Consider the following 12,089-nt stretch of genomic DNA (forward strand, 5'->3'; position numbering starts at 1 on the left):
AAGAGAGGACACAATGCAGGGTTCTGTGACAGAGTTTCTAAAACCGCGCCTGGTAGATATCGAGCAAGTGAGTTCGACGCACGCCAAGGTGACCCTTGAGCCGTTAGAGCGTGGCTTTGGCCATACTCTTGGCAACGCACTGCGCCGTATTCTGCTTTCTTCCATGCCGGGTTGCGCGGTGACCGAGGTTGAGATCGATGGCGTGCTCCACGAGTACTCCACCAAAGAGGGCGTACAGGAAGATATCCTGGAAATCCTGCTCAATCTGAAAGGGCTGGCGGTAAGAGTTCAGGGTAAAGATGAAGTCATCCTTACTTTGAATAAATCTGGCATTGGCCCTGTGACTGCAGCCGATATCACCCACGACGGTGATGTCGAAATCGTCAAGCCGCAGCATGTGATCTGCCACCTGACCGATGAAAACGCATCTATTAGCATGCGTATCAAAGTTCAGCGTGGTCGTGGTTATGTGCCGGCTTCTGCCCGAATTCATTCGGAAGAAGATGAGCGCCCAATCGGCCGTCTGTTGGTTGACGCTTGCTACAGCCCTGTAGATCGTATCGCCTACAATGTTGAAGCAGCGCGTGTAGAACAGCGCACCGACCTGGACAAGCTGGTCATCGAAATGGAAACCAACGGCACAATCGATCCTGAAGAGGCGATTCGTCGTGCGGCAACCATCCTGGCAGAACAACTTGAAGCTTTCGTTGACTTACGTGATGTACGTCAGCCGGAAGTGAAAGAAGAGAAACCAGAATTCGATCCGATCCTGCTGCGCCCTGTTGACGATCTGGAATTGACTGTCCGCTCTGCTAACTGCCTTAAGGCAGAAGCTATCCACTACATCGGTGATCTGGTACAGCGTACCGAGGTTGAGCTGCTTAAAACGCCTAACCTTGGTAAAAAATCTCTTACTGAGATTAAAGATGTGCTCGCTTCACGTGGTTTGTCTCTGGGCATGCGCCTGGAAAACTGGCCACCTGCAAGCATTGCTGATGAATAATCAGATCACAGGTTAAGGTTTCACTGAGAAGGATAAGGTCATGCGCCATCGTAAGAGTGGTCGTCAACTGAACCGCAACAGCAGCCATCGTCAGGCTATGTTCCGCAACATGGCCGGTTCTCTGGTTCGTCACGAGATCATCAAAACGACTCTGCCGAAAGCCAAAGAACTGCGTCGCGTAGTTGAGCCGCTGATTACTCTTGCCAAGACCGACAGCGTAGCTAATCGTCGTCTGGCATTCGCCCGTACTCGTGATAACGAGATCGTGGCAAAACTGTTTAACGAGCTAGGCCCGCGTTTCGCGAGCCGTGCCGGTGGTTACACTCGCATTCTGAAGTGTGGCTTCCGTGCTGGTGACAACGCTCCGATGGCTTACATCGAGTTGGTTGATCGTCCAGAAGCTCAAGCAGAAGCTGCTGCAGAGTAATTTGCAGTAACGTAGAAAACCCGCTTCGGCGGGTTTTTTATTGCCTGCAATTCCTTCCTATTTCCTCCCCTTTCGCTATGCTGAACGCTGTTGCCTGTAGCAGGAGTCCATTATGTTGTTAATCGACCAGTTGGTTGAACAACACGTCCGTGCCGCACAAGAAAAAGGCGAGTTGAGCAATTTGCCTGGCGAAGGTTCACCTTTGCAGCTGGACGATGACAGTGCTGTTCCGCCTGAATTACGCAGCGCCTATCGTTTACTTAAGAACTCGGGTTTTTTGCCACCTGAACTCGCGCTAAGGCGTGAAGCTTTAGAACTCCACGATCTGCTGCGTCAATTGGATCCTCAAGATCAGCAGATATGCGAGTTGAACAAAAAGCTCGCTCTGCTCGAAATCAAGCTGCGTCAGACTGGGATGAGCACCGATTTTCTGCGCGGAGAATATCAAGAAGCTATTAATCGACATCTGCAGCGGGAGGGATAACATGTATAAAATTGGTCAGTTGGCCAAACTGGCAGACGTCACACCGGATACTATCCGCTTTTACGAAAAGCAGCAGATGATGGATCATGAAGTCCGCACTGAAGGGGGCTTTCGCCTTTACAGCGATGATGATCTGCAACGGTTGCGTTTCATTCGTTATGGTCGCCAGCTTGGTTTTAGCCTGGATTCAATCCGTGGACTGCTTTCGATCCGCATCGATCCAGAGCATCACACTTGCCAGGAGTCGAAGGCAATTGTGGCGAAAAGGCTGGATGAGGTGAATAGCATGATAACGGAACTGCAGATTATACAGCGCTCACTGCAACGGCTGGCGGAAACCTGTTGTGGCAATCAGCACAGCAGCGCATGTTGTTCGATTCTTGAAGCGTTAGAAAAAGGCGAAGCACCCCAAATGGAAATTTGTTGTAGCAAGGATTGAATTCAGCAATGAAAAGCCTATAGTTGCGCCATTATCCACCGGAGGACATTATGAGCCACTATCAGCATCAAAAAGGTAAAATCAACAATAACGCTCTTGAGGCACTGCTTCATGACCCGCTATTTCGTCAGCGCGTCGAGAAAAACCAAAAAGGGAAAGGCAGCTACCGACGTAAAGATAAAAATGCGAAGGGTGGAAACTGGGAGGCCAGTGATAAGCAGAAAAGTTTATCACTGGCCTTCTGCTTTACAGACAAAAAAGCCGCCAAACATGGCGGCTTTTTTATCACAATTTATCGCTGTTCTGCTGTTTTAACAGATCACGAATTTCTGTCAGCAACACTTCTTCATTCGAAGGTTTCGCAACGGGCTTTTTCGACTTCTTTCTTTTGGTACATTTTGTTCATCAGTTTGATGGCCATAAAGATGGCAAATGCCACAATAACAAAATCAAAAATAGTTTGAATAAAGTTACCGTATTCCATCACCACAGCCGGTATGTCGCCTTCAGCAGGTTTCAGCACCCACTTGAACTGTTTAAAATCGACCCCGCCAATCAGTAAACCCAATGGTGGCATAATGATATTTGCCACCAGTGATGAAACAATCTTACCGAATGCAGCACCGATGATCACACCCACTGCCAAATCCACTACGTTCCCGCGCATTGCAAAATCACGAAACTCTTTGAATAAACTCATTGTTATCTCCTTGCCTTGGCCAATGGCTAAAGTCTAACAAACCTTTGTGCAATTGCCATTATCACAGTGGATTAAGCAGAATTATCACCGCGGGTAGCTACCCGCAGTGATTAAAGGAAGAAAGGACTAGGCTGGAACAGGCGTTCGACATCAGGGACAAACTTCTTATCTGTCAGGAACATAATTACATGGTCGCCCTGTTCAATGCGCACATTGTCATTAGCGATGATGACTTCATCACCACGCACTACGGCGCCGATGATCGTTCCCGGTGGCAGTTTGATATTTTCGATTAAACGGCCCACTACGCGAGAGGTGGTCTCATCGCCGTGCGCGATGGCTTCGATGGCTTCGGCAATACCGCGTCGCAATGACGAAACACCGACAATATCCGCTTTACGCACATGCCCAAGCAGCGCCGAGATCGTCGCCTGCTGTGGAGAGATCGCAATATCGATCACGCTGCCCTGCACCAGATCGACATAGGCTCGACGTTGGATCAACACTATGACTTTTTTGGCGCCCATTTTTTTCGCCAGCATCGCGGACATGATATTTGCTTCGTCATCATTGGTGACGGCAATAAAAAGATCGACCTGATCCACGTGCTCTTCGGCGAGTAATTCCTGATCCGAGGCATCACCGTAAAACACCACCGTGTCATGCAGCGTTCAGCCAGCTCAGCAGCGCGTTGTTGGTTGCGTTCAATCAACTTCACGCTGTACTGTTTTCCAGTCGCTGTGCCAGCCCGAAACCGATATTGCCGCCACCGACCAACATAATGCGTTTGTAAGGTTTCTCAAGGCGCTGCATTTCGCTCATTACCGCGCGAATATGCTGGCTCGCCGCAATAAAGAAGACTTCATCACCGGCTTCCACAATCGTCGAGCCTTGCGGACGAATAGGGCGGTCCTGACGGAAAATTGCTGCCACCCGCGTATCAATGTGCGGCATGTGATCGCGCAGAATCGATAAGGGATTACCGACTAATGGTCCGCCGTAATAAGCTTTTACTACTGCCAGACTGACTTTGCCTTCCGCGAAATTGACCACCTGTAAGGCGCCAGGATACTGAATAAGACGGTAAATATTATCGATCACTAACTGTTCCGGCGAGATCAGGTGATCGATGGGAACGGCTTCCGGAACAAATAGTTTTTCTGCATCGCGCAGGTATTCAGCCGCGCGGATACGGGCAATCCGGTTGGGCGTATTAAAAAGTGAATACGCAATCTGACAGGCAATCATGTTGGTTTCGTCGGAGTTGGTGACCGCAACCAGCATATCTGCGTCTTCAGCTCCAGCTTCACGTAATACGCGTGGATGAGAACCATGGCCGTGCACTACCCGCAGGTCAAATTTGTCCTGCAGCGCACGTAACCGAGTGGCATCCATATCGACAACGGTGATGTCGTTATTTTCACCTACCAGGTTTTCAGCGAGCGTGCCGCCAACCTGTCCGGCGCCGAGGATAATAATTTTCATCGTTGAGTTGCTCTTGTCAGAATGCGGCGCACTATTTTTTGGTTAATTTAGCGTAGAAGAAGCCGTCACCGCCATCAACAGTAGGGAATACCTGCCAGCCATTGATTTGACCTTCCGGCAATTGCTCCGCAACCGCATCGCCGTGTTCCGCCAGGAAAGCGGCAATCTGCTGATGGTTCTCTTCCGGCAGAATGGAACAGGTGGCGTAGATCATGGTACCGCCAGACTTCAGGCGCGGCCAAACTGCTGTCAAAATTTCGCGCTGTAGGCTGGCCAATTCCGCAATATCGCGGTCGCGTCGTAACCACTTAATATCTGGATGACGGCGAATGACGCCCGTTGCGGAGCAGGGCGCATCCAGCAGAATGCGATCGAACTGCAGCTCACCGCACCATTCCGCAGGCGTACGGCCATCGCCCTGACGGACTTCCGCCTGCATGCCAAGACGTTGAAGGTTTTCATGTACGCGCGCTAAACGTTGTTGATCGATATCCACCGCCAGCACGTTTGCCTCGGGCGCGATTTCCAGAATATGCGTGGTCTTTCCACCGGGCGCGGCACAAAGATCGAGGATGGTTTCATTGTTTTGCGGTTCAAGTAGCAAAGCGCAGCGCTGTGCCGACAAATCCTGCACCGTCACCCATCCCTGATCGAACCCGGGTAGCTGACCCACAGGCGCCGGTGACTCAAGACGCAGTGCATCAGGCGCATCGCCGCTGAAAGCCATTTTGTCTTCCGCTTGTAGCAGGCTCAGCCATGCATCACGGCTGTGATGCTGACGATTGACGCGTAGCCACATTGGCGGTCGTTGATTATTTGCTTCAACAATGTGTTGCCACTGCTCAGGCCAGGCTGTTTGCAAACGTTTTAACAACCAGCCTGGGTGCCAGTAGCGCTGCGGGCCTTGATCTACTTCCGCAACCAGGGTTTCTTGCTGGCGTTGAAACTGACGCAGTACGCCGTTAATCAGACCTTTCAGGCTGGTGCGCTTCAGCACTTCGGCACCTGCAACCGTTTCAGCCAGAGCGGCGTGAGCGGGAACACGCGTGTATAGCAGCTGATATAAGCCAACCATGATCAGATAGTGCAACACACGCTGCTTGCCCGTTAATGTACGCTCCATCAATTTGCCAATCAGAGCTTCCAATTGAGGTAGCGTGCGCATCACGCCAAAGCAGAGTTCCTGCAGCAGCGCGCCGTCTTTATCCGCTAATGTTTTTTGCGCGCCAGGCAGAATGGCACTTAGCGATTCACCTTTATCTACCACGCGTTCGATCAGTTGCGCGGCGAGACTGCGCAGGTTAGTTGCTTTTTTCATATTCATTCATCAAACAAAAAGCCCGGTAAAACCGGGCTGGGGATCATGCCAGAACGGTGCCAATGGCAAACCATTCACGACGTGAATTAAGCAGGTCTTGAGCGGACATGGCTTTTTTGCCCGCAGGCTGCAGCGAAAGAAGATTTAATACGCCATCAGCGGTAGCGATCTGAATGCCATTTTTGTCGGCATGGAGGATTTCGCCCGGCTGCTTGTTTTGATGAGGTAATACGCTAGCCTGCCACACTTTGACGGGTTGATCCTCGACGAGGAAAAAGCTTACTGGCCAGGGATTAAAGGCGCGAACGCAGCGCTCCAGCTGTGCTGCAGAAAGCGACCAATCAAGACGAGCCTCTTCTTTACTCAACTTCTCAGCATAAGACACCGCGGCTTCATCTTGCACTTCCGGCTGCGCATTGCCGCTCGACAGCAATTCGAGCGTGTCGAGCATACCTTGCGGCCCTAACCCGGCCAGCTTGTCATACAGGGACGCGCTGGTATCTTCGGGGGTGATAGGGCAAGAGAGCTTATACAGCATGTCGCCAGTATCCAGGCCCACATCCATCTGCATGATGGTCACGCCCGTTTCGCTGTCACCAGCCCATAGCGAACGTTGAATGGGTGCAGCGCCGCGCCAGCGTGGTAAAAGCGAACCGTGAACATTGATGCAACCGAGTCTTGGCATCTCAAGCACTGCTTTCGGCAGAATCAGACCATAAGCCACCACCACCATAACATCAGCTTGCAGGTCAGCAATCAGTTGCTGACTCTCTTCAGGCTTCAGAGATTTTGGCTGGAATACAGGAACATCATGGGCCTGTGCCAACACTTTGACTGGGCTGGGGGTGAGTTTATTGCCGCGTCCCGCTGGACGATCGGGCTGGGTAAATACGCCAACCACCTGATGCTCAGAAGCAAGCAGCGCGTCAAGATGACGCGCTGCAAAGTCAGGTGTACCGGCAAAGATGATTTTTAACGATGCAGACACAGTTTAACCTTTCGTTAGCACTCAGGCTTCGCGTGCGTTCATGCGTGACAGCTTTTCCAATTTCTGTTTAATGCGCTGACGTTTTAGCGGCGACAGATAATCAATAAACAGCTTGCCATCAAGGTGATCGATTTCATGCTGGATACAAATTGCCAGCAGGCCATCGGTTTCCAGTTCGAAGTGCTTACCGTCACGATCCTGCGCACGCACTTTGACCCATTCCGCACGCGGAACAAAAGCACGCTGTTCTGGGATGGAGAGGCAACCCTCTTCAATACCCGTTTCGCCGCTTTTTTCCAGCAGTTCGGGATTAATCAGCACCAAGCGTTCTTCTCGGTTTTCAGAGACATCAATAACAATGATGCGCTGATGAATGTCGACCTGAGTCGCCGCGAGGCCAATGCCTTCTTCGGCGTACATGGTTTCGAACATATCGTCGACAATGCGCTGCACGTCTGCGTTTACGGTAGCCACCGGCGCAGCGATTTTGCGAAGGCGATCATCAGGGAAATGTAATACCTGCAAAACTGACATAAATATCCAGATCTGTATGCGTTAAAGAAAAGATTACTACCTCATATTGTAGACTTTTTGCGGCCTGATTGACAGCATTGCACCGCATGATAGCGGGCTGAAGGGAGGGCGCGTGGAGAGAGTTGAAGGGATGCTAAGGCTGGCAAATGTGAAAGGTTTGCGCGGTCATCGTGTTGCCAATCTTGCGCGGGGTTTGCAAAGCGGCGCAGGGGTGGATGGTGTGTTGCTGCGCGAACAGGGTTTGAACGAGATTCAGTGCGAGCAATTTAATCATTTATGCCCACGTCTGCTGGCATATACACAGCAGTGGCTGAATCAGCCAAATCATCATTTAGTGACTTGTATTGACGCTGCTTATCCAGCGGCGCTCGCAGAAATCAGCCGACAACCCTCATTACTCTATGTGGCAGGTAATCTCGACATATTGCAAACGCCACAGCTGGCAGTGGTCGGTAGTCGACACTGTTCACACTACGGCAAACAGTGGGGAAGTTGGTTCACACAACAGCTTGCGCTCAGTGGATTAACTATTACCAGCGGACTTGCGCGCGGTATTGATGGTGTTGCTCACCGTGCGGCTCTGGAAGTACAGGGGAAGACGATTGCAGTGCTGGGCAGTGGGTTGCAACAAATCTATCCCAAAAGTCACCAGTCACTGGCCCAGGAGATTATCGAAAACGATGGTGCGTTAGTATCTGAGTTTCCGCTGGATATGGCACCGCATGCGGTTAATTTTCCGCGTCGGAATCGCATCATCAGCGGCTTAAGCCATGGAGTTCTGGTGGTTGAAGCCTCCTTGAAGAGCGGTTCGCTGGTGACGGCACGCTGCGCGCTGGAACAAAATCGCAATGTTTATGCGCTGCCGGGCGCATTGGGCAATCATGGCAGTGAGGGTACGCACTGGTTGATCCAACAGGGTGCGTTATTAGTCGCCCATCCCAATAACATTCTTGAAGATTTGCATTCCACCTTGCGATGGCTACCGGCAAGCACTTCAGAAACAATATATTCACAAGACAGTGACGATGTTCCATTGCCATTTGCAAGCGTGTTGGCTAACGTAGGTGATGAGGTTACACCTGTTGACGTCGTCGCTGAACGTGCCGGCCAACCTGTGCCAGTTATCGCAGCTCAATTGCTGGAGCTGGAGTTAGCAGGATGGATCGCAGCTGTACCCGGCGGCTATGTCCGATTGAGGAGGGCATGCCATGTTCGACGTACTTATGTACTTGTTTGAGACCTATATCCACAACGAAGCTGAAATGCGTGTTGATCAGGATAAATTGACCGATGATTTGGCCGATGCGGGTTTTCATCGTGAAGATATCTCCAATGCGTTGAATTGGCTTGAACGGTTAGCGGACTATCAGGATGGTTTGGTCGCGCCAGTACAATTGGCTGCCGATCCGCTCTCAATGCGAATCTATACGGATGAGGAAAGCCAGCGTTTAGATGCCGATTGTCGCGGTTTTATTTTGTTCCTGGAGCAGGTTCAGGTGCTGAATATGGAAACACGCGAAATGGTCATCGAACGGGTAACGGCCCTTGATACGCAGGAATTCGATCTGGAAGATCTCAAATGGGTGGTGTTGATGGTGCTGTTTAACATCCCCGGATGTGAAAACGCCTATCAGCAAATGGAAGAACTGCTATTCGACGTCAATGAAGGTATGCTGCATTAATTTGCGATGAATGCAGCCGGAAATATGAGTAAATCAGCACTGTTCTCTGTGCGTAAAAACGATCCCTGCCCCGCTTGCGGGGCAGAATTAGTGATACGCAGTGGCAAACATGGACCATTCCTTGGCTGTGTGAATTATCCAACCTGTGACTTCGTTCGTCCGCTGAAAAATCAGGCCGAAGGACACGTCGTAAAAGTGCTGGAAGGACATGCGTGTCCACAGTGCGGCGCAGTCAAAGTGTTGCGTCAGGGGCGTTTTGGTATGTTCGTCGGCTGTAGTCATTATCCAGAATGTGATTACACTGAAACCATCGATAAGCCCGATGAAACTGCGATTGCCTGTCCCCAGTGTCAAAGCGGTAAGTTAGTCCAGCGCCGTTCGCGCTATGGAAAAACATTTCATTCCTGCGATCGCTATCCAGACTGTCAATTCGCGATCAATGCAACGCCGGTGGAAGGTATCTGCCCGCATTGCCAGTTCCCCTTATTAATAGAGAAGAAAACCGCACAAGGCATGAAGCGCTTATGCGCCAGCAAACGCTGTGGCAAGCTCATCGCCCAGGACGAATAATCATTATGAAGCAAAATCAGTATTCACCGGGAAGTCTCGACTTTTGCATCGAGCAACTTAAGCAGCAGGCCGTAATTGCCTATCCTACCGAAGCCGTGTTTGGTTTAGGCTGCGATCCCGATAGCGAAAGTGCTGTAATGGCTTTATTGGCGCTCAAACAGCGTCCGGTTGAAAAAGGACTGATCCTGATTGCCGCGGATTATGCGCAGTTGGAACCCTATATCGCCGACCGCGAACTGACGGTGCTGCAGCGTGAACGTATGTTTGCCAGCTGGCCAGGGCCAGTGACTTATGTGGTACCGGCCACACCGCATACGCCGCGCTGGTTAACCGGACGTTTTGATTCGTTGGCCATTCGCGTTAGCGATCACCCGGATGTTCAGGCGCTATGTCATGGCTTTGGTAAACCGTTGGTCTCGACCAGCGCTAACCTCTCCGGCGCGGCGCCGTGCCGCAACGCTAAAGAAGTTGCTGAGCAATTTGGCTCCCAGTTCCCTGTGCTGCATGCAGCAACGGGTGGACGACTCAATCCTTCTGAAATTCGCGACGTTATCAGCGGCGAACTTATTCGTCAGGGCTAATATATGGAACACTTCGCCGTTTTTGGTCATCCCATCGCTCATAGCAAATCACCATTCATTCACCGTCTTTTTGCCGAGCAGACTGGGATTGCACATTCATATGGCCGAATTTGCGCGCCACTAGAGGGATTTCCTGAGTCAGTTAGCGACTTTTTTGCTACTGGCGGGAAAGGCGCAAATGTGACACTGCCGTTTAAACAACAGGCGTGGGAGTTCGCTGATGAACTTAGCGAACGTGCAGCATTATCTGGTGCGGTAAACACGTTGCATAAAAGAGCTGACGGTTCCGTCTTCGGAGATAACACCGATGGAATTGGCTTGCTAAGTGATTTGCAACGACTAAACCTGATTCGCCCTGCCGATCGTATTTTACTGGTCGGCGCGGGTGGCGCGTCTCGCGGCGTGATCCTACCTTTGCTCTCTATAGGATGTTCAGTGAGGGTGGTGAATCGAACGGCTGAACGCGCCGAACAACTGGCAGAGATTTTCCAGCAGAGCGGTGATATCCAGGCCATGCGCTTTGCTGAGCTGCCGGGTGAGGTATTTGACCTGATCATCAATGCTACCTCCAGTGGTGTAGATGGCAAAATACCGCCGTTGCCAGAATCGTTGATCAATTCTCAGACTCGTTGTTACGACATGTTCTATCAGCAAGGTCTGACGCCTTTCCTGTTGTGGTGCCAACAGCATGGTGCGCAACATAAGGCAGATGGTTTGGGAATGCTGGTGGGACAAGCCGCGCATGCGTTCCAGCTTTGGCATGGTGTGATGCCGGAAATTACGCCAGTCATTGCGCAGTTAAAGCAGGCAATGCAGTAGTGAATCAGTCGATCCATTTCCCCGACCGCGAAAGCTGGGATGATGAGCGCCAGGCGATCCTCTTTCCTGTGCTGCTGCAGGGAATGGGATTAACCTGTGCAATTAAGCTTGAAGCGTTATATAGCCGGTTTGGCTCGGGCGAAGCGATGGCGCTATTTCGCGCGCATCGCTGGGATCTGGAAGAAGACGCTGAAATGTTAATTCGTCAGGATGAGATCGACGATCAAGGTTGGATCTGGCTTTCCTGAGCAAGATACTCATTCTTCCAGCCAACGTAGTTGTTGGAGGAATAGAGTAGTCCGGCGATCTCGGCTTCGGTTAACGGACGAATCTGTTTAACCGGGCTACCTAAATAGAGGAAGCCACTTTCCAGCCTCTTACCTGGCGGGACCAGGCTGCCAGCACCAATCATGACGTCCTGTTCGACAACAACGCCATCCAGTAAAATGGATCCCATTCCAACCAGCACGCGATCGCCAATCTGACAGCCGTGCAACATCGCCTTATGACCTACCGTAACGTCTTCGCCGATAATTAAAGGGTGGCCTGCCGGATTACTGGTGGATTTGTGCGTGACGTGCAAAACGCTGCCATCCTGGATATTGCTTCTTTTACCTATCACGACCTTGTTCACATCACCGCGAATGGCAACCAGTGGCCAGATGCTGACATCGTCGGCGAGCTGGACTTCACCCACTACCACGCTACTGCGATCGATCATGACGCGATCGCCGGTTTGTGGGAAATGGTTCTTATAAGGACGTAGGGCTACAGACATGATCTTTCTCCTTTTGCACTTTTAACCCTAGCCTGCGGCTAATAAGGCTGGCAAACAAGATGATTTTTGAGCGGATCGTTCGCGATCTCAGCGAAAAGAACGAAAACTCGCCAGTCGATTAAAAAGATCGAAAAAAGGGGTTGTGCAAAAATTCGGATCCCTATAATGCGCCACCACTGAGACGGCAAAGCGGCAACGCAGACGACTCAGCAGGGAGTGAAGAGATTCGCCCCGCCGGAGAAAAAACGCTGAAAAAAGTGTTTGACTCTGAAGGAGAGAAG

General features: G+C 51.1%; 15 protein-coding genes and 3 pseudogenes. 11 read left to right on the forward strand and 7 right to left on the reverse strand.

What is annotated here, in order from left to right; translation table 11 throughout:
- The first annotated feature begins 13 nt into the window (after positions 1–13).
- The 5 genes and pseudogenes from HA45_RS21900 to HA45_RS21920 all read left to right on the forward strand — a co-directional run.
- The gene (locus tag HA45_RS21900; RefSeq protein ID WP_007891688.1) at positions 14–1,003 is read left to right on the forward strand and encodes a DNA-directed RNA polymerase subunit alpha; all 990 of its coding nucleotides are present in this window, start codon (positions 14–16) and stop codon (positions 1,001–1,003) included.
- 40 nt (positions 1,004–1,043) lie between these two features.
- Positions 1,044–1,430 (forward strand): 50S ribosomal protein L17, encoded by a 387-nt coding sequence (rplQ, locus tag HA45_RS21905; RefSeq protein WP_003850180.1) that lies wholly within the window; start codon positions 1,044–1,046, stop codon positions 1,428–1,430.
- 112 nt (positions 1,431–1,542) lie between these two features.
- Positions 1,543–1,914: a DnaJ family domain-containing protein gene (locus HA45_RS21910; RefSeq protein ID WP_100700413.1), complete on the forward strand. Its 372-nt coding sequence runs from the start codon at positions 1,543–1,545 to the stop codon at positions 1,912–1,914.
- 1 nt (position 1,915) lies between these two features.
- The gene (gene zntR / locus HA45_RS21915) at positions 1,916–2,353 is read left to right on the forward strand and encodes a Zn(2+)-responsive transcriptional regulator (RefSeq protein ID WP_100700412.1); all 438 of its coding nucleotides are present in this window, start codon (positions 1,916–1,918) and stop codon (positions 2,351–2,353) included.
- Positions 2,354–2,403: 50 nt separating this feature from the next.
- Positions 2,404–2,601, forward strand: a pseudogene (locus tag HA45_RS21920) (alternative ribosome-rescue factor A); the annotation flags it as partial.
- Between the two features lie 37 nt (positions 2,602–2,638).
- Here HA45_RS21920 and mscL read toward each other — a convergent pair.
- The 5 genes and pseudogenes from mscL to def form a co-directional block, all read right to left on the reverse strand.
- A pseudogene (gene mscL / locus HA45_RS21925) lies at positions 2,639–3,053 on the reverse strand (large-conductance mechanosensitive channel protein MscL).
- 110 nt (positions 3,054–3,163) lie between these two features.
- A pseudogene (trkA, locus tag HA45_RS21930) lies at positions 3,164–4,538 on the reverse strand (Trk system potassium transporter TrkA).
- 31 nt (positions 4,539–4,569) lie between these two features.
- On the reverse strand, positions 4,570–5,856 hold the full coding sequence (gene rsmB, locus HA45_RS21935) for a 16S rRNA (cytosine(967)-C(5))-methyltransferase RsmB (RefSeq protein WP_100700409.1): 1,287 nt from the start codon (positions 5,854–5,856) through the stop codon (positions 4,570–4,572).
- A gap of 43 nt (positions 5,857–5,899) precedes the next feature.
- Positions 5,900–6,844 (reverse strand): methionyl-tRNA formyltransferase, encoded by a 945-nt coding sequence (gene fmt / locus HA45_RS21940; RefSeq protein WP_100700408.1) that lies wholly within the window; start codon positions 6,842–6,844, stop codon positions 5,900–5,902.
- Positions 6,845–6,865: 21 nt separating this feature from the next.
- Positions 6,866–7,378 carry a peptide deformylase gene (def, locus tag HA45_RS21945; protein WP_100700407.1) on the reverse strand — a complete coding sequence of 171 codons (513 nt, stop codon included), beginning with the start codon at positions 7,376–7,378 and terminating at the stop codon, positions 6,866–6,868.
- A gap of 112 nt (positions 7,379–7,490) precedes the next feature.
- On the opposite strand from def, the gene dprA reads away from it, so the two are divergent.
- The 6 genes from dprA to HA45_RS21975 are packed head-to-tail and all read left to right on the forward strand — an operon-like array spanning position 7,491 to position 11,278.
- A complete protein-coding gene (dprA, locus tag HA45_RS21950; RefSeq protein WP_100700406.1) occupies positions 7,491–8,615 on the forward strand; it encodes a DNA-protecting protein DprA in 1,125 nt (374 codons plus the stop codon).
- Positions 8,587–9,060, forward strand: a complete 474-nt coding sequence (gene smg / locus HA45_RS21955) for a DUF494 family protein Smg (protein WP_100700405.1) — start codon at positions 8,587–8,589, stop codon at positions 9,058–9,060. The genes dprA and smg overlap by 29 nt, the downstream gene beginning before the upstream one ends.
- Before the next feature lie 24 nt (positions 9,061–9,084).
- Positions 9,085–9,630, forward strand: coding sequence for a DNA topoisomerase family protein (locus HA45_RS21960; RefSeq protein ID WP_100700404.1), 546 nt, complete (start codon positions 9,085–9,087; stop codon positions 9,628–9,630).
- A 5-nt stretch (positions 9,631–9,635) separates the two neighbouring features.
- Positions 9,636–10,211: an L-threonylcarbamoyladenylate synthase type 1 TsaC gene (gene tsaC, locus HA45_RS21965; RefSeq protein WP_100700403.1), complete on the forward strand. Its 576-nt coding sequence runs from the start codon at positions 9,636–9,638 to the stop codon at positions 10,209–10,211.
- Between the two features lie 3 nt (positions 10,212–10,214).
- Positions 10,215–11,030 carry a shikimate dehydrogenase gene (aroE, locus tag HA45_RS21970; RefSeq protein ID WP_100700402.1) on the forward strand — a complete coding sequence of 272 codons (816 nt, stop codon included), beginning with the start codon at positions 10,215–10,217 and terminating at the stop codon, positions 11,028–11,030.
- Positions 11,030–11,278, forward strand: a complete 249-nt coding sequence (locus HA45_RS21975) for a DUF1488 family protein (protein WP_100700401.1) — start codon at positions 11,030–11,032, stop codon at positions 11,276–11,278. Before aroE ends, HA45_RS21975 begins: the two co-directional genes overlap by 1 nt.
- On the opposite strand, the gene HA45_RS21980 is transcribed toward HA45_RS21975, so the two are convergent.
- Together HA45_RS21980 and HA45_RS27705 are read right to left on the reverse strand one after the other, a co-directional pair.
- On the reverse strand, positions 11,254–11,808 hold the full coding sequence (locus tag HA45_RS21980; protein ID WP_100700400.1) for a gamma carbonic anhydrase family protein: 555 nt from the start codon (positions 11,806–11,808) through the stop codon (positions 11,254–11,256). The two genes, HA45_RS21975 and HA45_RS21980, sit on opposite strands and share 25 nt — an antisense overlap.
- 87 nt (positions 11,809–11,895) lie before the next feature.
- A partial coding sequence (locus HA45_RS27705) for a hypothetical protein (protein WP_211280918.1) occupies positions 11,896–12,089 on the reverse strand: 194 nt, incomplete at its 5' end.

It is taken from the genome of Pantoea rodasii, from assembly GCF_002095465.1.
GTDB classification, from domain to species: Bacteria; Pseudomonadota; Gammaproteobacteria; order Enterobacterales; family Enterobacteriaceae; genus Pantoea; species Pantoea rodasii.